General features: G+C 57.6%; 21 protein-coding genes. 14 read left to right on the top strand and 7 right to left on the bottom strand.

The annotated features are described in order from the left end of the window. Window positions 1–76: 76 nt before the first annotated feature. Together V6L79_RS11205 and V6L79_RS11200 are read right to left on the bottom strand one after the other, a co-directional pair. The gene (locus V6L79_RS11205) at window positions 77–1,222 is read right to left on the bottom strand and encodes a patatin-like phospholipase family protein (protein WP_261741559.1); all 1,146 of its coding nucleotides are present in this window, start codon (window positions 1,220–1,222) and stop codon (window positions 77–79) included. Window positions 1,223–1,249: 27 nt separating this feature from the next. After that, entirely contained in the window at window positions 1,250–2,182 is a 933-nt protein-coding gene (locus tag V6L79_RS11200; RefSeq protein WP_338580234.1) for a lipid A biosynthesis lauroyl acyltransferase, read from the bottom strand. A 118-nt stretch (window positions 2,183–2,300) separates the two neighbouring features. Here V6L79_RS11200 and minC point away from each other — a divergent pair, with 118 nt between their 5' ends. The 7 genes from minC (at window position 2,301) to V6L79_RS11165 (ending at window position 9,188) form a co-directional block, all read left to right on the top strand. After that, the gene (gene minC, locus V6L79_RS11195; protein ID WP_261741557.1) at window positions 2,301–3,038 is read left to right on the top strand and encodes a septum site-determining protein MinC; all 738 of its coding nucleotides are present in this window, start codon (window positions 2,301–2,303) and stop codon (window positions 3,036–3,038) included. Window positions 3,039–3,237: 199 nt separating this feature from the next. Beyond that, window positions 3,238–4,050 carry a septum site-determining protein MinD gene (gene minD / locus V6L79_RS11190; RefSeq protein ID WP_048358615.1) on the top strand — a complete coding sequence of 271 codons (813 nt, stop codon included), beginning with the start codon at window positions 3,238–3,240 and terminating at the stop codon, window positions 4,048–4,050. A 3-nt stretch (window positions 4,051–4,053) separates the two neighbouring features. Then, window positions 4,054–4,308, top strand: a complete 255-nt coding sequence (gene minE / locus V6L79_RS11185; protein ID WP_019828577.1) for a cell division topological specificity factor MinE — start codon at window positions 4,054–4,056, stop codon at window positions 4,306–4,308. Between the two features lie 90 nt (window positions 4,309–4,398). Continuing rightward, window positions 4,399–5,034 (top strand): RluA family pseudouridine synthase, encoded by a 636-nt coding sequence (locus V6L79_RS11180; RefSeq protein ID WP_261741556.1) that lies wholly within the window; start codon window positions 4,399–4,401, stop codon window positions 5,032–5,034. Between the two features lie 230 nt (window positions 5,035–5,264). After that, window positions 5,265–6,554 (top strand): M18 family aminopeptidase, encoded by a 1,290-nt coding sequence (locus V6L79_RS11175; RefSeq protein WP_261741555.1) that lies wholly within the window; start codon window positions 5,265–5,267, stop codon window positions 6,552–6,554. Window positions 6,555–6,728: 174 nt separating this feature from the next. Continuing rightward, on the top strand, window positions 6,729–6,920 hold the full coding sequence (locus V6L79_RS11170) for a hypothetical protein (RefSeq protein ID WP_261741554.1): 192 nt from the start codon (window positions 6,729–6,731) through the stop codon (window positions 6,918–6,920). Between the two features lie 108 nt (window positions 6,921–7,028). Continuing rightward, window positions 7,029–9,188, top strand: a complete 2,160-nt coding sequence (locus tag V6L79_RS11165) for a mechanosensitive ion channel family protein (RefSeq protein ID WP_261741553.1) — start codon at window positions 7,029–7,031, stop codon at window positions 9,186–9,188. A 171-nt stretch (window positions 9,189–9,359) separates the two neighbouring features. Here V6L79_RS11165 and V6L79_RS11160 read toward each other — a convergent pair whose 3' ends face one another. Next, the gene (locus V6L79_RS11160; protein ID WP_261741552.1) at window positions 9,360–10,079 is read right to left on the bottom strand and encodes a UTRA domain-containing protein; all 720 of its coding nucleotides are present in this window, start codon (window positions 10,077–10,079) and stop codon (window positions 9,360–9,362) included. A 347-nt stretch (window positions 10,080–10,426) separates the two neighbouring features. Here V6L79_RS11160 and V6L79_RS11155 point away from each other — a divergent pair, with 347 nt between their 5' ends. The 6 genes from V6L79_RS11155 (at window position 10,427) to V6L79_RS11130 (ending at window position 15,751) form a co-directional block, all read left to right on the top strand. Beyond that, complete coding sequence (locus tag V6L79_RS11155) at window positions 10,427–11,494, top strand: ABC transporter substrate-binding protein (RefSeq protein ID WP_321836066.1); 1,068 nt, start codon at window positions 10,427–10,429, stop codon at window positions 11,492–11,494. Window positions 11,495–11,641: 147 nt separating this feature from the next. Further along, on the top strand, window positions 11,642–12,457 hold the full coding sequence (locus V6L79_RS11150; protein ID WP_321836065.1) for an alkaline phosphatase family protein: 816 nt from the start codon (window positions 11,642–11,644) through the stop codon (window positions 12,455–12,457). Beyond that, complete coding sequence (locus tag V6L79_RS11145) at window positions 12,454–13,290, top strand: ABC transporter permease subunit (RefSeq protein WP_261741549.1); 837 nt, start codon at window positions 12,454–12,456, stop codon at window positions 13,288–13,290. The genes V6L79_RS11150 and V6L79_RS11145 overlap by 4 nt, the downstream gene beginning before the upstream one ends. Next, window positions 13,277–14,077 carry an ABC transporter permease gene (locus tag V6L79_RS11140; protein WP_261741548.1) on the top strand — a complete coding sequence of 267 codons (801 nt, stop codon included), beginning with the start codon at window positions 13,277–13,279 and terminating at the stop codon, window positions 14,075–14,077. Before V6L79_RS11145 ends, V6L79_RS11140 begins: the two co-directional genes overlap by 14 nt. Then, window positions 14,074–15,063 (top strand): ABC transporter ATP-binding protein, encoded by a 990-nt coding sequence (locus V6L79_RS11135; protein WP_261741547.1) that lies wholly within the window; start codon window positions 14,074–14,076, stop codon window positions 15,061–15,063. Before V6L79_RS11140 ends, V6L79_RS11135 begins: the two co-directional genes overlap by 4 nt. 34 nt (window positions 15,064–15,097) lie before the next feature. Continuing rightward, window positions 15,098–15,751: an HAD family phosphatase gene (locus tag V6L79_RS11130; protein ID WP_261741546.1), complete on the top strand. Its 654-nt coding sequence runs from the start codon at window positions 15,098–15,100 to the stop codon at window positions 15,749–15,751. 127 nt (window positions 15,752–15,878) lie between these two features. On the opposite strand, the gene V6L79_RS11125 is transcribed toward V6L79_RS11130, so the two are convergent. Beyond that, complete coding sequence (locus tag V6L79_RS11125) at window positions 15,879–16,841, bottom strand: zinc-binding dehydrogenase (protein ID WP_338580233.1); 963 nt, start codon at window positions 16,839–16,841, stop codon at window positions 15,879–15,881. Window positions 16,842–16,980: 139 nt separating this feature from the next. Here V6L79_RS11125 and V6L79_RS11120 point away from each other — a divergent pair, with 139 nt between their 5' ends. Continuing rightward, complete coding sequence (locus V6L79_RS11120) at window positions 16,981–19,062, top strand: carboxy terminal-processing peptidase (RefSeq protein WP_261741544.1); 2,082 nt, start codon at window positions 16,981–16,983, stop codon at window positions 19,060–19,062. A gap of 91 nt (window positions 19,063–19,153) precedes the next feature. On the opposite strand, the gene V6L79_RS11115 is transcribed toward V6L79_RS11120, so the two are convergent. The 3 genes from V6L79_RS11115 to V6L79_RS11105 are packed head-to-tail and all read right to left on the bottom strand — an operon-like array spanning window position 19,154 to window position 20,268. Further along, complete coding sequence (locus V6L79_RS11115; protein WP_338580232.1) at window positions 19,154–19,561, bottom strand: sel1 repeat family protein; 408 nt, start codon at window positions 19,559–19,561, stop codon at window positions 19,154–19,156. Further along, a complete protein-coding gene (locus tag V6L79_RS11110; RefSeq protein WP_338580231.1) occupies window positions 19,562–19,930 on the bottom strand; it encodes a hypothetical protein in 369 nt (122 codons plus the stop codon). Continuing rightward, a complete protein-coding gene (locus V6L79_RS11105; protein ID WP_261741541.1) occupies window positions 19,927–20,268 on the bottom strand; it encodes a helix-turn-helix transcriptional regulator in 342 nt (113 codons plus the stop codon). Before V6L79_RS11105 ends, V6L79_RS11110 begins: the two co-directional genes overlap by 4 nt. Window positions 20,269–20,673 lie beyond the last annotated feature (405 nt).

Here is a 20,673-nt window from a genome sequence, read left to right as displayed (position 1 = left end):
CCCGTATTCTGATCGAATGCGAAGGTCCTGCGGACCTTATCGCAGCCTGTGGCAGCGGCTACACAAATCGCATGAACTACACCCGCAAAAACCGGCACAGCGCTTCGCGCTTGTCCATCGCGTCACGGCGCCCAAGCTCGATCAACTCGCGGCAATAGCCCGACTCAAACAACAAGTAACTCAGCACCCCTGCACCACTGGTCTTGGTCGCACCGGGGCCACGCAAAAATGTACGCAGCGCAACAGGCAATTCATGTCGATGACGGGCCGCGATCTCGTCGATGGGTTGGCTCGGCGCAATAACCAGCACTTCCACGGGCGCCAGCCCGAGATTATCGGTTTGCCGGGGCAGCAAGCGGCTGAAGTGATTCAAACGCTCCAGCAGTTCGATATCACTCTCCAGGCTGTCAATAAACGTGCTGTTGAGCATATGCCCGCCAATTTGCGCCAGGGTAGGTTGCGCTGCATTGTAGTAACGCGGCTCAGCGCCTTGTAGATCCGGCCCGCGTGGGTTACCGCTGACCCCCACCACCAGCACCCGGGTTGCTCCCAAATGCAGGGCAGGACTGATAGGCGCCGACTGACGCACCGCGCCATCGCCGAAGTACTCCTCACCAATCCTGACCGGAGCAAACAACAACGGAATCGCCGAGCTGGCCAGCAAGTGCTCTACTGTTAGCGCGGTGGGCATACCAATACGTCGGTGACGCAGCCAGCCATCGATAGTGCCCTTGCCCTGATAAAAGGTTATGGCCTGGCTCGAGGAATAACCGAACGCCGTCACCGCCACCGCGCGCAGGTGTTGGCCAGCAATCGCCTGATCAATACCCTGAAAATTGATCTTTTCGTGAAGCAGGTCCCGCAACGGAGAGCTATTGAGCAACGCCACCGGTACCTGCGAACCCAGCCCAAGCAGACTGTGGAACATAAACCGACTGGCCTGACGCAGAACTCCCGGCCAGTCGCTGCGCAATACGCGATGGCTTTCAAAGTTTTGCCAGAACGCGGTCAGGCTCTCGACCGCACGGGTGAAATCCATCGCTCCGCTGGCCAGGCTGACCGCATTGATCGCCCCCGCCGACGTGCCGACGATCACTGGAAACGGATTAGCCGCGCCTGCTGGCAACAATTCGGCAATCGCCGCCAGCACGCCAACCTGATAGGCCGCACGCGCCCCACCGCCTGACAGTATCAGGCCCGTAACGGGCGCGACGGCACTCATCACGAGTCGCCCTCGCAGGGGTATGCGTCAGCGGCGTTTGTCGTAGAGCTTGGGCTCGCCGGGCGGACGGGTCTTGAAGCGACGATGGGCCCACAGATACTGCTCGGGGCACTCACGTATCGCCCGTTCGACCCATTGATTGATTCGCAGGCAGTCCGCCTCATCGCTTTCTCCGGGGAAATCCCTCAGGGGAGGATGAATGACCAACTTGTAACCACTGCCGTCGGCCAGTCGTTGTTGAGTAAAGGGCACAACCTGCGCTTTGCCCAGTCGGGCAAACTTGCTGGTGGCAGTCACGGTGGCTGCCTCGACACCGAACAACGGCACGAAGATACTTTGCTTGGCGCCGTAGTCCTGATCAGGCGCATACCAGATCGCCCGCCCGGAGCGCAGCAACTTGAGCATGCCGCGTACGTCATCACGCTCGACTGCCAGCGAGTCGACGTTATGCCGCTCACGCCCCCGACGCTGAATAAAGTCGAACAATGGATTTTTATGCTCGCGGTACATGCCATCGATGGTGTGCTGCTGACCGAGCAAGGCGGCGCCAATCTCCAGCGTGGTGAAGTGAAACGCCATCAGGATCACACCCTTGCCTTCCAGCTGGGCCTGTTTGAGATGCTCCAGCCCTTCGACATGGGCCAGCTTGGCCAATCGTGACCGGGACCACCACCAGCTCATGGCCATTTCAAAAAAAGCGATGCCGGTCGAGGCGAAATTGTCCTTGAGCAACTGCTTGCGCTCGGCGGCAGTTTTTTCAGGAAAACATAATTCAAGGTTGCGCGTCGCAATACGCCGACGATCACCGGCCACCCGGTACATCAGCGCACCCAGCCCTCGGCCGATACACAGCTGGACTTTATAAGGCAGTTGAACAACCAGCCACAGCACGCCCAGCCCTAGCCAAAGCAGCCAAAAGCGCGGATGAAAAAAAGCAGCACGAAAACGCGGGCGATCCATTAATGATTCCGGACAGACACATGGCCGGGCATTCTACATCGTTCGACCCCGCTTGCGGCTCGCGGGCGTTCTCGTTATAAGTCTCAGCACTTTAAGTGACAAGCCGCGTTAACAGACCATGACCCAAACCGAATCGCTAGACCAAGCCCCTGTGTTCCAGCTTAAGGGCAGTATGCTCGCCATTACGGTGCTGGAACTGGCACACAACAACCTTGAGGCACTGGACCGCCAACTGGCCGCCAAAGTGGCTCAGGCACCAAATTTTTTCAGCAACACCCCTCTCGTACTGGCGTTGGACAAACTGCCCGCCGGCGAAGGTGCTATCGATCTGCCCGGGCTGATGCGCGTGTGCCGCCAGCATGGCTTGCGCACCCTGGCCATTCGGGCCAATCGCATTGAAGACATCGCAGCGGCCATCGCCATCGACCTGCCAGTGCTGCCGCCTTCAGGCGCACGCGAGCGACCGATTGATCCTGTCGAAGTGGTCCAGCCGAAAAAACCCGAAAAACCGCCAGAGCCTGTGATCAAGCCGACGAAAATCATCACCAGCCCGGTACGCGGCGGCCAGACGGTGTATGCCGAAGGTTGTGACCTGGTAGTTATTGCCTCAGTCAGCCCCGGTGCGGAACTTATGGCCGATGGCAACATCCATGTTTACGGGCCAATGCGTGGCCGAGCGCTTGCAGGTCATAAAGGCAACACCAAGGCCCGGATTTTTTGCCAGCAGTTGAGCGCTGAACTGGTGTCGATTGCAGGCAAGTACAAGGTATCTGAAGACTTGCGTCGAGATCCGTTGTGGGGAACAGGCGTTCAGATCAGTCTGTCAAGTGACATGTTGAACATCACCCGGCTTTAACGGATACTCTCGCCATTTTCCAACCATCTCAAAATCGTAGTGAAAACAGACTTTTCCTTGTAGGGACAAACAATCAGGCCGCATTTACACACCGTAAACGCAACCTGAACAATGCCCCGCCAAGGCTGTTCACCTGCAGTCGTTCATAGAGATGTTATTCAGGGGCTAAAAAGTCCTTTTTCCTTAGGGGTGAAACACCTTGGCCAAGATTCTAGTGGTTACATCCGGCAAGGGTGGTGTGGGTAAGACCACCACCAGCGCCGCTATCGGTACCGGCCTCGCTCTGCGCGGCCACAAAACAGTAATCGTCGACTTCGACGTCGGCTTGCGTAACCTCGACCTGATCATGGGTTGCGAGCGCCGCGTGGTGTATGACTTCGTCAACGTGGTAAACGGCGAAGCCAACCTGCAGCAGGCACTGATCAAAGACAAGCGTCTGGAAAACCTTTACGTGCTGGCCGCCAGCCAGACCCGCGACAAGGATGCACTGACCAAGGAAGGCGTCGAAAAAGTTCTGATGGAACTTAAAGAGACCTTCGAATTCGTGGTGTGTGATTCCCCGGCAGGCATCGAAACCGGCGCCCACCTGGCCATGTACTTCGCTGATGAAGCGATTGTCGTGACCAACCCGGAAGTGTCTTCGGTACGTGACTCGGACCGCATGCTGGGCCTGCTGGCCAGCAAATCGCGCCGCGCCGAGAAGGGCGAAGACCCGATCAAGGAACACTTGCTGCTGACCCGCTACAACCCGGACCGCGTCTCCAAGGGCGAAATGCTCGGCGTTGAAGACGTCAAAGAAATTTTGGCCGTGGCCCTGCTGGGCGTCATTCCAGAATCCCAGGCTGTACTGAAGGCTTCCAACCAGGGCGTACCTGTGATCCTTGACGATCAGAGCGACGCCGGCCAGGCCTACAGCGATGCTGTTGATCGCCTGCTGGGCAAAACCGTGGAGCACCGGTTCCTTGATGTACAGAAGAAGGGATTCTTCGAGCGCCTGTTTGGAGGCAACTAAACAATGAACATTTTTGACTTCTTTCGTACTCGCAAAACGCCAAGCACCGCGTCGGTTGCGAAAGAGCGTCTACAGATCATCGTGGCGCACGAGCGCGGCCAACGCAGCACCCCGGACTACCTGCCTGCCCTGCAAAAAGAGCTGGTCGAGGTGATCCGCAAGTACGTCAATATCGGGGATGATCAAGTACAGATCGCCCTCGAGAACGAGGGTAGCTGCTCGATTCTGGAACTCAACATCACACTGCCTGACCGTTAATCGATCCGGCTGACACCACGGCGACTTGGGCGCCTTCCTTGCGGGGGAGGTTCCCTCGTCGCCGTTGGCGTTTGTTAAGAGGCTGTTTTAATGCCGTTGTCCAATATTCACATCATCCATGAGGACGCTGGCGTCCTGGTGGTCAACAAGCCGACCCTGCTGCTTTCGGTGCCGGGCCGGGCCGAAGACAACAAGGACTGCTTGATCACCCGCCTGCAGGAAAACGGCTATCCCGAGGCGCGCATTGTCCATCGACTGGACTGGGAAACCTCCGGGATCATTCTGCTGGCACGGGACGCTGACACCCATCGCGAACTGTCGCGCCAGTTTCACGACCGTGAAACCGAAAAGGCCTATACCGCACTGGCCTGGGGGCAGCCCGAGCTGGACAGTGGCAGCATCGACCTGCCCTTGCGTTACGACCCACCGACCAAGCCCCGGCACGTGGTTGATCACGAATTTGGCAAAAACGCGCTGACCTTCTGGAAAGTTCTGGAACGCTGCGGCGATTACTGCCGGGTTGAGCTGACGCCGATCACCGGCCGCTCGCACCAGCTACGGGTACACATGCTGTCTATCGGTCACCCGCTGCTGGGCGATGGCCTTTATGCGCATCCACAAGCCCTGGCCGCCTGGCCGCGCCTGTGCCTGCACGCCAGCATGCTGAGTTTCACCCACCCGCAAACCGGCGAACGCCTGCGGTTTGAGTGCCCGGCTCCGTTTTGACTGCTGCGGCGCTTCCGTAGCAGCTGCCGTAGGAACGAGGCTGCGGTCGGCGGCGCAGCTGTCGTAAATTCAGGCATCGCGTTTTATCAGGTAAAACGCGCACTCAGATTTTACGATTGCTTCGCAATCGAACGCAGCCTCGTTCCTACGGCAGCTGCTACGGAAATTGCACCGCAACAATTCTTGCGATCAATGCGCTAAACTCGCGGCCTTGCTGTCTGGAGTAACTTATGCGCGAAGAGTTGAACCAAGGCCTGATCGACTTTCTGAAGGCCTCCCCTACCCCCTTTCATGCCACTGCAAGTCTTGTGCAACGCTTGGAGGCTGCAGGCTACCAACGCCTCGACGAGCGCGAGACATGGTTCACCGAAGCCAATGGTCGCTATTACGTCACCCGAAATGACTCTTCCATTGTTGCCTTCAAGCTGGGGCGTCACTCTGCGCTGCAAGGCGGCATTCGTATGGTCGGCGCTCACACAGACAGCCCGTGCCTGCGCGTCAAGCCTCAGCCTGAACTGCAACGCCAGGGTTTCTGGCAGTTGGGCGTCGAAGTCTACGGCGGCGCCTTGCTGGCCCCTTGGTTCGACCGCGACCTGTCGCTCGCTGGGCGAGTCACCTTCCGCCGCGATGGCCAGGTCGAAAGCCAACTGATCGATTTCAAGGCGCCGATTGCGACCATCCCCAACCTGGCGATTCACCTCAATCGTACCGCCAACGAAGGCTGGGCAATCAACCCCCAGACCGAACTGCCGCCGATCCTGGCTCAAGTGGCAGGCGATGAGCGTGTTGATTTCCGCGCCCTGCTCGCCGACCAGCTGGCTCGTGAGCACGGCCTCAATGCCGATGTAGTGCTTGATTACGAGCTGAGTTTCTACGACACCCAAAGTGCTGCAGTCATCGGCCTTAATGGCGACTTTATCGCCGGTGCGCGCCTCGACAACCTGTTGTCGTGCTATGCCGGCCTGCAAGCCCTGCTCACTACCGAGACTGAAGAAACCTGCCTGTTCGTGGCCAACGACCACGAAGAAGTCGGCTCTTGCTCGGCCTGCGGTGCCGATGGCCCGATGCTGGAGCAGATCCTGCAACGTGTGCTGCCTGACGGCGACGAGTACGTACGTACAATCCAAAAATCGCTACTGGTCTCGGCAGACAACGCTCATGGCGTTCATCCCAACTACGCCGATAAACACGACGCCAATCATGGCCCCAAGCTCAATGCCGGGCCGGTGATCAAGGTCAACAGCAATCAGCGTTACGCCACCAACAGCGAAACGGCCGGGTTCTTCCGTCACCTGTGCATGGCGGTGGAAGTTCCGGTGCAAAGCTTTGTGGTGCGCAGCGACATGGGTTGCGGCTCGACGATTGGCCCGATCACCGCCAGCCATTTGGGTGTGCGCACCGTGGATATCGGCCTGCCGACATTCGCCATGCACTCGATCCGCGAACTGGCCGGCAGCCATGACCTGGCGCATCTGGTCAAAGTGTTGAGCGCGTTTTACGCCAGCAACCAATTGCCATGAGGCAAATGCCTTGTAGCCACTACCGTAGGCTGCGATAAGGGCCGCCAAACCCATCGCAGCCTGCGGCAGCGGCTACAGGCTACGCATCTGGCCGATTCATTTTTGACACACATCACCACACATCTGCGTAATCCGACCTAGACTGGGATCATTCTTTTCCACAGGTCCATAACCATGTTCGAAACGTCTGCGTTCCACTCCATGATGATTCCCATTGTCTGCGGCATGCTGCTGCTGACCATTGGCTTCAACTTCCGCGAACGCAGTAGTGGCGTCGGCGTGCTGATGATTTGGGCTGGCATGCTGCTGATTTTCGGCACCATCATCTTTAAAATCCTCGCCAAACTGAACGAGTCATCGCTCTGATTTTTTGCTCCGCGTCCGCAATCGTTTATTTATCGGTTACAAGAAATGAATGATCGCGGGCCCTAGCGTACACTCGGCCAATTTGCCCCCTTCGAGGTTGATCGCCCAGTGTTTCTTCGTCTATTCGCCTTGCCCTATTGCCTGCTGGTTTGCCTGCTGACGCTGTTGCCCATGACGTCGGCGCAAGCCGTTGGCTTGCCGGGCATCCTGGGTAGTTCGGATAAAACCCAGGCACAACCGAGCGAGCCGCTGGGTCAATCGCTGGACGAGGTGATCAAAAACCTCGAAAACGATCAACAGCGCAGCAAGCTGTTGGCTGACCTGAAAAAGCTGCGCGATGCCACCAAAAAAGCCCAGCCCGAAGCCGAAATCGGCGTACTGGGTCTGATCGGTAGCACCTTGGCCGACCTCGAAAAACAGTTCTCCGGCACAGACAGCCCGAGCTATCGCTGGTCCAAGGAAATATCACAGGCCCAGGACGAGCTGGAAGCATTGATGCTGCCAGCCAGCGAATGGATACCGATCATCTTTGCCTTTGCATTGATCATCATGGTCTGGAGCCTGCTGGCCGCACTGCTGATTTGGGTCAGCCACCGTGTGCGCGTGCGTTTTGGCCTTAGTGAAGAATTGCCGCAACACCCCAAGGCCGTCGACATGCTGCGCTTTGCCTTGCGCAAGCTGGGCCCGTGGATGGTCGCGCTGATGATCACGGTGTACATGAGCTATGCCCTGCCGTCGTCGCTGGGCAAAGACCTGGCGATGGTGCTGGCCTATGCCCTGGTTATCGGCACGTGCTTCTCAGCCATTTGCGTCATCCTGTTCTCGCTGCTCGATGGACCGCACCGCCACCGAGCCCTGCATATTTTGCGGCACCAGGCTTTTCGCCCGCTGTGGTGGATCGGCAGCTTCGCAGCGTTTGGTGAGGCGCTGAGCGACCCGCGGCTGGTTGCGACCCTCGGCGTGCATCTGGCCCATACGGCAGCTACGTTTGCCAATGTGATGGCCGCGCTGTCCACCGGGCTGTTTATCATCCGGTTCCGCCGCCCCATCGCCCACCTGATCCGCAACCAGCCATTGTCGCGGCGCCTGACCCGCCGCGCCTTGAGCGACAGCATCGAGATCCTCGGTACCTACTGGTATATACCGGCACTGATTCTGGTTGGTGTTTCGCTGGTCGCGACGTTTGTCTCGGCAGGCGATACCAGCACTGCATTGCGCCAGTCACTGATCTGCACCGTGCTGGTGGTGTTATGCATGGTGATCAACGGGCTGGTGCGACGTCATTCGCAAAAACCGCAACGCGGACACAAGCGTCACGCGCTGTATTCCGAACGTCTGACAAGCTTCCTCTATACCCTGGCGCATCTGGTTGTGTGGCTGGTGTTCATCGAACTGGGCCTGCGGGTCTGGGGCATGTCCCTGATCAGCTTCACCGAGGGTGAAGGGCACGAGATCAGCGTCAAGCTGTTCAGCCTCGGCGGCACTCTGCTGTTTGCCTGGCTGATCTGGATTCTTTCCGACACCGCCGTGCATCACGCCCTGACCCGCTCGCGCAAAGGTCTGGCCAATGCGCGAGCCCAAACCATGATGCCGCTGATTCGCAACGTGCTGTTCGTGGCGATCTTCATCATTGCGCTGATCGTTGCCCTGGCCAATATGGGCATGAACGTCACCCCCCTGCTGGCGGGTGCCGGTGTGATCGGTCTGGCCATCGGTTTTGGTGCACAGTCACTGGTAGCCGACCTGATCACCGGCCTGTTCATCATCATTGAAGACTCCCTGGCCATCGACGACTACGTCGATGTCGGTGGGCACCTGGGCACTGTTGAAGGGCTGACAATTCGTACAGTACGCCTGCGGGACATCGACGGCATCGTGCACACCATCCCGTTCAGCGAAATCAAAAGCATCAAGAACTATTCCCGCGAATTTGGCTACGCCATCTTTCGGGTTGCGATCCCCTACAACATGGACATCGACGACGCAATAAAACTGATGCGCGAAGTCGGTCAGAAGATGCGCACCGACCCCCTGCAGCGACGCAATATCTGGTCACCACTGGAGATCCAGGGGGTTGAGAGTTTCGAGTCCGGCAGCGCCATTTTGCGTGCTCGTTTCAAGACTGCTCCGATCAAGCAATGGGAAGTGTCGCGGGCATTCAACCTGTCGCTCAAACGGCATCTGGATGAAGCCGGGCTGGACCTGGCGACCCCGCGCCTGAGTGTGCAGGTGGTAACTGCGGGCAGCGGAATATTGCAGAAGGATTGATGCCTGGACATGTAGCAGCTGCCGAAGGAACGAGGCTGCGTTCGATTGCGAAGCGATCGTAAAACCTGAGGCCGCGATTTAACTGATAGACAGCGGGTTCAGGTTTTACGACGGCTACGCCGCCGAACGCAGCCTCGTTCCTTCGGCAGCTGCTACGGAGCACGCATTGGTTCAGCGCTCCAGCACATCCACCCCGACATGAATCGCATCATGTCGCCAATACTCCAGATCGCAATCGATCAGCCGTTCGTGCTGATCGTAATTGACCCGCGCAATTCGCAAGCCTGGGCTACCCGTTGAAACCTTGAGCGTGGCTGCAGCCTCCATCGGCAACGCCGTGGGCACGATTTCGAAACGCACCCGACCGTAATGCAAATCGTAGTGCCGGGCATACAGCTCGGTGATCGACTGTGTGAGATCACATTCCAGAATCCGTGGGAAATATTGCGGGTTCAGGTAGTGCTCGACATACAGCACCAGCCGCCCATCAATGCGCCGCGCACGGCAAATCTGGATCACGCTGGACAGCGCCGGCAATTGCAGGCGTTCGCACACCGCCGCCGTGGCGGGTTGCAGGCGCGCCGAAATCACTTCGGTGGTCGGCACTCGCCCTTGGGCCGTGACCATTGCATGGAAGTGGCTGCGCTGCATCAGGTTGTAAGCCAGACGTGGCGGTGAAATAAACCAGCCACGGCGCTCTTCGCGATAAACCATCCCTTGAGCCTCAAGCTGCAGCAGTGCCTCGCGCACCGTGACCCGGGTGGTGGCAAACAGCTCACTAAGTTTTCGCTCAGCGGGTAACTGACTGCCGCCCGCCAACAGGCCGTGCTCTATCTGCTCTTGCAGCGTGCGACTGATCGCTGTCACCGCTTTGGGTGCACCTTCTCGCATCAACGTTACCTATCTGGACTAGTCCAGCACCAAATGTGGGCAGGCCTGACCTGTTAACGGGTCAATCCTTGAGCCTGCCAGCCTAGGCAGAACATATGACTGTTACATGACAAGCGCCGCGCCGCATGCCACTTGAAAAGCCCCAAAGCCCTTGCCAGTCGGGGCCTTGTCGATGGTCTAAGCTTGTTCGTAACACACCCGCGGACCTGCAACACCTCCTGCACAAGTAATGCCGACATTAAAGTGTCATCTGCCGGGCTTAAATTGGCTCAGGTATTGCTGACCTAGACCAACCCACCGCAAAAGAGCAATAAAACCCAGCGTTGAAAACGCCCAAGGAGCTTCGGATGAAACAGTTTTTCCTAGCAACACTGTTAGGTTCAAGCATCGCCCTGTGCACGTCGGCCATGGCCGCCGATGTCGATTTAAAAGCCCTTGAAGCCGCAGCAAAGGCTGAAGGTGCGGTCAACAGTGTCGGCATGCCCGATGACTGGGCCAACTGGAAAGGCACCTGGGCCGACCTGAACAAGCTCTACGGCCTCAAGCACATCGACACTGACATGAGCTCGGCCCAGGAAGTCGCCAAATTTGCAGCAGAAAAAGACAACGCCAGCGCCGACATTGGTGACGTAGGCGCAGCCTTTGGCCCGATTGCAGTCGCCAAGGGCGTGACCCAGCCGTACAAGCCAACCACCTGGGACCAGATCCCTGCATGGGCCAAGGACAAGGACGGTAACTGGGCCCTGGCATACACCGGCAGCATCGCGTTTATCGTCAATAAAAAGCTGCTGCACGGTTCCGAAGTTCCAACCAAGTGGGCTGATCTGAAGTCCGGCAAATACAAGGTTTCAATCGGTGACGTGAGCACTGCAGCGCAAGCCACCAATGGCGTGCTGGCAGCTGCGCTGGCCAATGGCGGTGATGAAAAGAACGTGCAACCTGCCCTGCTGATGTTTGCTGACATCGCCAAGCAAGGTCGCTTGTCTCTGGCCAACCCGACCATCGCCACCATGGAGAAGGGCGAAGTGGAAGTCGGCGTAGTCTGGGATTTCAACGGTCTGAGCTACAAAGCCAAAATGGTCAACCCGGATGACTACGTGGTGCTGATCCCGTCCGATGGCTCGGTGATCTCGGGCTACACCACCATCATCAACAAATACGCCAAGCACCCGAACGCGGCCAAACTGACCCGCGAATACATCTTCAGCGATGCCGGTCAAACCAACCTGGCGCGAGGCAATGCTCGGCCGATTCGTGCTGAGCACCTGAAGCTGCCGGCAGACGTTCAAGCCAAGCTGCTTTCCAACGATCAGTACAAAAATGTAACGCCAATCAAGGACGCAGACGCCTGGGAAAAAACCTCCAAGGCCTTGCCGCAGCTGTGGCAGGAAGAAGTCATTATCAATATGCAGTAACTGACTGAACCGGCACCTGTAACCGCTGCCACTGGCTGCGATGGGTTGCGAAGCAGCTCTGCTTTTTGGGGGCCTTCGGGCCCTATCGCAGCCTTCGGCAGCGGCTACAGGGTTGGCATGCTACATCTGCTTGCGGAGTCGCCGTACATGAAACACAACGTTATTTTGGTAGTCCTCGACGGTTTGAATTACGAGGTCGCCCGCCAGGCAATGGGGCATTTGCAGGCTTATGTCGGAGCCGGGCGCTGCGCGCTGTACAAGCTCACCTGCGAACTGCCTGCACTGTCGCGCCCCCTCTACGAATGTATCCTCACCGGTGTGCCGCCGATTGAAAGCGGCATCGTGCATAACAATGTGGCGCGCTTGTCCAATCAGCGCAGCGTGTTCCATTACGCCCGTGATGGCGGGCTGACCACTGCGGCCGCGGCCTATCACTGGGTCAGCGAACTGTATAACCGCTCCCCGTTCGTCGTTGCCCGGGACCGCCATACCGTTGCAGCCGATCTACCGATTCAGAACGGGCATTTCTACTGGAGCGATCACTACCCCGACTCTCACTTATTCGCCGACGCCGAAAGCCTGCGCCTGGCGCACCAGCCGAACTTTCTACTGGTTCACCCCATGAACATCGATGATGCCGGGCACAAGCACGGTCTCGACACCCCGCAATACCGCAACAGCGCACGTTCGGCCGACATCATTCTGGCCGATTATCTGCAAGGCTGGCTGGACGCTGGCTACCAAGTACTGGTGACTGCCGACCACGGCATGAACAACGATCGTTCGCACAACGGCTTACTACCCGAAGAACGTGAAGTGCCACTGTTTGTGCTGGGGGATGCCTTTAGCCTCAATCCGGATGTCGCGCCTAAACAGACCGAGCTGTGTGGCACCGTCTGCGAACTGCTGGGCGTAGCCCACGACAAACCGTGGTGCCAGGACCTGTTGAGGCCCGCATCATGAGTCGTGGCAAATGGCTTGCGCTGCTGTGCCTGGTGCCCTTCGCAGTATTTTTTATCGTGTTTCAGATTGCCCCGCTGGTGTGGGTACTGATCCACAGTGTGCAATCTGAAGAAAGCGGCTGGGGCTTGGCCAACTTCATCAAGATCTTCAACTCGAAATTCTATTTGCAAGCGATTCAGCACAGCCTGGAGATCAGCTTCTGGTCCAGCCTGTTTGGCATCGTGATCGCCGTACTGGGCAGTTACTCCCTGCGCAAGGTGGATTCACGGCTACGCAATTTTGTTAACGCGTTCGCCAACATGACCAGCAACTTCTCCGGTGTACCATTGGCCTTTGCGTTCATCATTCTGCTGGGCTTTAACGGCAGCATCACGATCATGCTCAAACAGGCGGGAATCATCCAGGATTTCAACCTTTATTCCAAAACCGGCCTGATCATCCTGTACACCTATTTCCAGATTCCGCTCGGAGTGCTTCTGCTTTACCCGGCCTTCGATGCCTTGCGCGAAGACTGGCGCGAATCAGCCTCCTTGCTGGGCGCGAACAGCTGGCAGTTCTGGCGCCATATCGGCCTGCCGGTACTCACCCCGGCATTGCTCGGTACTTTCGTGATTCTGCTGGCCAACGCCCTGGGCGCCTACGCCACGGTGTATGCGTTGACTACCGGCAACTTCAACGTACTGCCCATCCGTATTGCCGCGATGGTCTCCGGTGATATCAGCCTGGACCCGAATATGGCCAGCGCCTTGGCGGTGATTCTGGTGGGTTTGATGACCCTGGTAACCCTGGTCCATCAGTGGCTGTTAAAGAGGAGCTACCATGTCGCGCGTTGAATCCACGTCTGCCAGCGTTTACCACCGCAGCGTGGTCTGGCTGCTGTTTCTAATTTTACTTCTGCCGCTGCTGGGCACCCTGGTTTATTCCATAGCCAGCAGTTGGTCGGCGACTATCCTGCCCAGTGGTTTCACCTTCAAGTGGTATAGCCAACTGTGGAGCGACCCGCGTTTTCTTGCCGCTTTCGGCCAGTCGCTGCTGGTGTGTGTCGCTGCGCTGGTACTGTCGGTGATTCTGATTTTGCCGCTGCTGTTTGTGGTGCATTACCACTTCCCCAAGCTGGATGCGCTGATGAACATCCTGATCCTGCTGCCTTTTGCCGTACCGCCCGTGGTGTCATCGGTAGGCCTGCTGCAGCTCTATGGTTCCGGCCCGCTGCAAATGGTCGGCACTCCGTGGATTCTGATTGGCTGCTATTTCACCGTCGCGCTGCCCTTTATGTATCGAGCGATCACCAACAACCTGCAAGCAATCAACCTGCGCGACCTGATGGACTCCGCCCAACTGCTGGGTGCCAGCACCTGGCAGGCCGCGTTTCTGGTGGTACTGCCCAATTTGCGCAAAGGCCTGATGGTGGCCCTGCTGCTGTCGTTCTCGTTCCTGTTTGGCGAGTTTGTATTTGCCAATATTCTGGTGGGCACCCGCTACGAAACCCTGCAGGTGTTCCTGAACAACATGCGTAACAGCAGCGGCCACTTCACCAGCGCGCTCGTGATCTCCTATTTCCTCTTTGTACTGGTGTTGACCTGGGTTGCCACCTTCCTGAACAAGGACAAAAGCCAATGAGCTTCGTCAGCGTCGAACGCCTGCAAAAATCCTATTCCGGCACGCCGGTCTTCAGTGATATCAACTGCAACATCGCCAAAGGTGAATTCGTCACCCTTCTCGGTCCGTCCGGCTGCGGCAAGTCCACACTGTTGCGCTGCATCGCGGGGCTAACCCCGGTGGATGGCGGCAAAATCCTTCTGGATGGCCAGGACATAGTGCCGCTGAGCCCGCAAAAACGCGGGATCGGCATGGTATTTCAAAGCTATGCGCTGTTCCCCAACATGACTGTCGAGCAAAACGTGGCATTTGGTTTGCGCATGCAAAAGGTCAAAGCCGATGACAGCCACAAACGCGTGGCCGAAGTGTTGCAACTGGTGGAACTCAATGACTTTGCCAAGCGCTACCCCCACCAACTGTCTGGTGGCCAGTGCCAGCGGGTCGCGTTGGCGCGCTCGCTGGTAACGCGCCCACGCCTGCTGCTGCTGGATGAACCGCTGTCGGCGCTGGATGCACGCATTCGCAAGCACTTGCGCGAGCAGATCCGCACGATTCAGCGCGAGCTGGGCCTGACCACAATATTCGTCACCCACGATCAGGAAGAAGCCCTGGTCATGAGCGACCGTATTTTCCTGATGAACAAAGGCCACATCGTCCAAAGCGGCAATGCACAGACACTCTATGCCGCACCGGCAGACGCGTTCGCCGCAGGGTTTATCGGTAACTACAACCTGCTGGACTCCGACACCGCCAGCCGCCTGTTGCAACGCCCGATCAACAGCCGCATCGCCATCCGCCCGGAAACCCTCGGCTTGAGCCTGCAAGGCGAGCCCGACACGTTGATCCGCAACCACAGCCTGTTGGGCAATGTGATCCGCTATCGCGTCGAGACGCGCGGGGTCGAATTGATCGTTGATGTGCTCAACCGCTCCCCCGGCGATCTGTACCCGGACGGTCAGCGCGTAGCGCTGTCGATCGATTCGAGTACCCTTTGTGAGGTAGCCTGATGTACTTGAATTTACTGAAGGGAGAGTTGTGCTGATGGCTCTGGCAATCTTTGATCTGGACGAAACCCTGATTCACGGCGACTGCGCCACCCTGTGGAGCGAGCAGATGGGCCGCTTGGGCTGGGTCGACCCGAAGTCGTTCATGCAGCGCAACAACGAATTGATGGACGCCTACAGCCGGGGCGAGCTGGCCATGGAGGACTATATGGCCTTCAGCCTGGAACCCCTGATCGGTCGCACCCCCGAAGAAGTCGAGCATTTGGTCGGCCCCTGGGTTGAAGACTTTATCGAACCGATCATTTTCAGTGACGCGACGCGAACCATTGCCGCACACCGCAAGGCTGGTGACCGGATCCTGGTGATTTCGGCCTCGGGCACACACTTGGTCAAGCCCATTGCAGAGCGCCTGGGCATCGATGAAGTACTGGGGATTGAACTGGAAGTTGCCCACGGTTTCTACACCGGCAACACCGTGGGCACTTTGACTTACCGCGAAGGCAAGATCACGCGCCTGCTGGAATGGCTCGATGAGCAGGAAGAGAATCTCGAAGGCGCGAGCTTTTACTCCGACTCGCGTAACGATTTGCCGTTATTGCTCAAGGTTGACCATCCCCATGTCGTCAATCCGGATCCGGTATTGCTCGAACAGGCTGAAAAGGCCGGATGGCCGATCCATCACTGGAAGTAACATCTCATACCTGTAGCCTGCGCGTGGGAGCGAGCCTGCTCGCGAAGATCATTCGCGAGCAGGCTCGCTCCCACTGGGGCTTGACCTGGAACAGAGTATCTAAACGATGTGCGTACGCTTCAAATAGCTACACCAGACTCGCGTCAATCACCAGCACCAGCTTGCCCGACACCTGATTACTGGCCAGTTCGGCAAACGCCGCCTGGGCCTCTTCAATCGGGAAGGTTTTAGCCAGTTGCGGGCTCAAGCGGCCTTCGGTGAACAACGGCCATACCTGCTGCCCCAGATCACTGAGCAGGTCAGCCTTGAACTGGTCGCTGCGGCTGCGCAAGGTCGAGCCCAGTAACTGGATACGCTTGCCCAGTACCAACGCCAGATCCAGCTCGGCCTTGCGACCGCCCATCAAACCGATCAACACCCAACGCCCGTCCTGTGCCAGCAACTTGAGGTTGGATTCGGCATAGTTGGCGCCCACCGGGTCGAGCACTACATCAAAAGGACCCAAGGCCTTTAGATCGTCCAGCCCATCGGTGCGCACCACTCCACCTTGAGCGCCCAGCACCTGGCAGTAAGCCAGCCGGTCAGCCGAACCTACGGTCACCCAGCACGGGCTGCCAAAGGCCTTGCACAGCTGAATGGCCGCTGAACCAACACCACTTGCACCCGCGTGCAACAGCACTTTTTCACCTGGTTTGAGACCCGCCAGTTGAAACAGGTTGAGCCAAGCCGTGCTGTAAACCTCAGGCAAGGCCGCGGCTTCAATCAACGACAAGCCTTCCGGCACCGGCAAAGCGTGACGGCCATCGACCACCACCTCTTGCGCCATGCCACCGCCCGCCAACAGCGCGCAAACCCGGTCGCCAAGCTGCCAGGAGGAACCCGGGCCCACTTCGCTGACCACTCCGGAGCACTCCAACCCCAACATCTGACTGGCACCCGGCGGCGGCGGATACAAGCCAGCGCTCTGTAACAAGTCGGCCCGATTGAGACCCGCAGCCGCTACTCGAATCCGAATTTGTCCTACATCACAGGTAGGGCTTGGCTCCTCAACCCATGTCACTTGACCTTCAACGCCTTGCAATGCTTTCACAGTGCCTCCATAGTGAGTCTGGACTGAGCCCGGCGCTATAGCACCGGGCTTTTTGCATTATGCGACCGGTCCTTGATGGAACCGGCGACTTCAAAGACGGCCTAATATGCGTTATCAATTGCCCCCGCGTCGAATCAGCATGAAGCATTTATTCCCTAGCACCGCACTTGCCCTATTCATTGGCTTAGGCGTTTTGCCGTTTTCGGCCAATACGTTTGCCGCTAACAGTTGGGATAACCTTCAGCCCGATCGTGATGAGGTAATTGCCAGTCTTAACGTTGTTGAGCTGCTCAAGCGCCATCATTACAGCAAGCCGCCACTGGATGACGCCCGCTCGGCGATCATCTATGACAGCTACTTGAAGCTGCTGGACCCTTCGCGCAGTTACTTTCTGGCAAGCGACATTGCCGAATTTGACAAGTGGAAGTACAAGTTTGACGACTTCCTCAAAAGCGGCGACCTCAACCCCGGTTTCATCATCTACAAGCGCTATCTGGATCGCGTCAAGTCGCGTCTGGACTTCGCCCTTGCCGAGTTGAACAAAGGTGTTGATTCGTTGGACTTTAAAGCCAAGGAAAGCCTGGAGATCGACCGCAAGGAAGCTCCATGGCTCAAGTCCGAAGCCGAGCTCAATGATCTGTGGCGCAAACGCATCAAGGACGAAGTCCTGCGTCTGAAGATTGCCGGCAAGGAGCCTGCGAAAATTCAGGAACTGCTGACCAAGCGCTACAAGAATCAACTGGCGCGCCTCGATCAGACCCGCAGCGAAGATATCTTCCAGGCGTACATCAACACCTTCGCCATGTCTTACGATCCGCACACCAACTATCTGTCGCCAGATAACGCGGAAAACTTCGACATCAACATGAGCCTGTCGCTGGAAGGCATTGGTGCCGTGTTGCAGAGCGATAACGACCAGGTGAAAATTGTCCGTCTGGTGCCCGCAGGCCCGGCCGACAAGACCAAACAGGTCGCTCCGGCGGACAAGATCATCGGTGTCGCCCAAGGCGATAAAGAGATGGTCGACGTAATCGGCTGGCGTCTGGACGAAGTGGTCAAACTGATTCGTGGCCCTAAAGGCTCTGTGGTGCGCCTGGAAGTGATTCCAGCGAGCAACGCGCCTAACGACCAGACCAGCAAGATCGTGTCCATCACCCGCGAAGCGGTGAAGCTTGAAGAGCAGGCCGCGAAAAAGTCTATTCTCAACCTGAAACAGGATGGCAAGGACTACAAGCTCGGCGTGATTGAAATCCCGGCGTTCTACCTGGACTTCAAAGCGTTCCGTGCAGGCGACCCGAACTACAAGAGCACCACCCGCGACGTCAAAAAACTGCTGACCGAGTTGCAGAAAGAAAAAGTCGATGGCGTGATCATCGACCTGCGCAACAACGGCGGCGGTTCGTTGCAGGAAGCCACCGAACTGACCAGCCTGTTTATCGACAAGGGCCCAACCGTTCTGGTGCGTAACGCAGACGGTAAGGTCGACGTTCTTGAAGACGAAAACCCGGGCGCGTTCTACAAAGGCCCGATGGCGTTGCTGGTCAATCGCCTGTCGGCTTCAGCCTCGGAGATTTTTGCCGGTGCCATGCAGGATTACCATCGTGCGCTGATCATTGGCGGCCAGACCTTCGGCAAAGGGACGGTGCAAACTATCCAGCCGCTGAATCATGGCGAACTGAAACTGACCCTGGCCAAGTTCTACCGAGTATCCGGTCAGAGCACCCAGCATCAGGGCGTACTGCCCGATGTCGCTTTCCCGTCGATCATCGACACCAAGGAAATCGGCGAGAGCGCACTGCCTGAAGCCATGCCGTGGGACACCATCCGTCCTGCCATCAAGCCTGCTGTCGATCCGTTCAAGCCTTTCATCAATCAGTTGAAAGCCGAGCATGACGCACGAGTTGCCAAAGATGCCGAGTTCATCTTTATCCGCGACAAGTTGGCCCTCGCCGAAAAACTGATGACCGAGAAAACCGTCAGCCTCAACGAAGCGGAACGTCGCGCACAACACGCCGACATCGACGCCAAGCAGTTGGTGATGGAAAACGCCCGTCGTCAGGCCAAAGGCGAAGCACCGCTCAAGGAAATGAAGAAAGAAGACGAAGATGCATTGCCGGTCGAACCTGAAAAGACCAAACCGGAAGATGACGCCTACCTGAGTGAAACCGGGCGGATTCTGCTGGACTACCTCAAGCTCAGCTCGCAGGTTGCCAAGAAGTAATTCCAGCCGATGTAAAAAAGGGCGGGCCGCGTAATGCGCCCGCCCTTTTTATTGGCGATGGGTAATGCCAGGGCAGTTACGGGTCGGCCTGCTATCGCGAACCACCCTGCTCATTCAACATCTCCAGCTTATGTGCTGCCAACGGGTGCCCGGCTTTTACCGCCATCGTCCACCAGCGTGCAGCCTCGACTGCATCAGGCGCTTTGCCGAGCGAACCTGCCAGGCAGAAAACACCCACTTGGTATGCGGCCTTCGCATCGCCGCTCAGCGCTGCCAGGCGCAACAAACGCACGCCCTCCTCCTTTGCCCCCAATCCTTGACCGCGAAAGGCTAGGATATGCCCATAGAAGCTTTGGGCGCGGGCATCCCCCAGGTTGGCCATGCGCGAGAACTGTCCTTCCATCCAGCGCCAGATACGCGGTTGGCGGACACACCAGGACCAGTGAAACAACTTGCGCGCCAGCCAGTAGCTCAAGCGCGCTTTAAATCGCCAGAGCACTCAAGCTTCCTCGTGCTCGTAAGCGTACTCAAACACCCGTACGACCTCAGAGGCATGCCACGACGCGGCAGCAATGCCATCCGGCGGGCCGGGAAAGCGTCCAAGTCGCTCTGCGCATTCAAAAAAACCGGTACGTGGCAGGCGGCTTGCGCCCTGGCTGATCACCAGCGAACTGCGCAATGGTTGATCGGCCTTGGCATCCATTGCCGCCAGATGCTCAAGTGCTGCGGTCAAGGTCAACATGGCCGGGCTCGGCAATTGCAACCGCTCCAACAACGCACGGTACGTCAGCAAATGGCGCTGTCGACGCGCCTGATCGAGCTCAGCCAACAACCCGTCCCAGTGTTGCCGACTGATGCGAACGCTCATGATGCTTCCCTCCAACCTGCGATACCCAGTTCCCAGGCCAAGCTGCGACGAATAGCGAGATCCGGAAGACGCTCCCCGGATTCGATCATTCCCAGATACGACGCACTGATGCCTACTGTGCGCGCCAGCGCCTCAAGGGCCAGGCCCTTGTTCTCGCGCAGAACGCGCAATTGATCGAGCCCGAGCAGAACCTGCTCGGGAACTGCCGGCTGCACATCCGGTGCTGGTGCTGGTGCCGGCTCCTTGATACCTGCAGCCTTGAGCAGAGCCTGATAGCTTTCCCATGAGAGAACTGCGTATTCGGGCTCGCCATTGCGCTTGATAATTTGAAGATCCATTACTAAACCCCGTCAGACTTTTATATAGCTCGAGTCGGAACTTTCCCTATAAGCCTAATCCTAACAGCTACCAAGGGCTCGGGAGTTTTTGATCTCAAATAGGCGATTAGTGGAAAACGCCCCAAAACAGCACGTTGATCGGCAAATGTTATCCACACAAATTGTGGATAACCTTGTGAACAGAGCTGTTTTTCATGGCTGAAAGGCCCGTCCCATAAGGCTTGTAGTCAGATCGGGCGTTTTTTACACACATAAAAAAACCCATAAATTCATTGACTTGGCAGTCAGCAACCACTAGCCAAGGGAACTTATGGGACATTTTGAGTTTTGTAGGACAGAACTTACAAAAATTCGACTCGGACTACAGATACGACAACGCCCCGTCGAGACGGGGCGTTGTGCGTA

It is taken from the genome of Pseudomonas sp. ML2-2023-6 (assembly GCF_037055265.1).
GTDB classification, from domain to species: domain Bacteria; phylum Pseudomonadota; class Gammaproteobacteria; order Pseudomonadales; family Pseudomonadaceae; genus Aquipseudomonas; species Aquipseudomonas kulmbachensis.
Note: the sequence above shows the minus strand (reverse complement) of the source record. Positions and strands in the feature narration are given on the sequence as shown.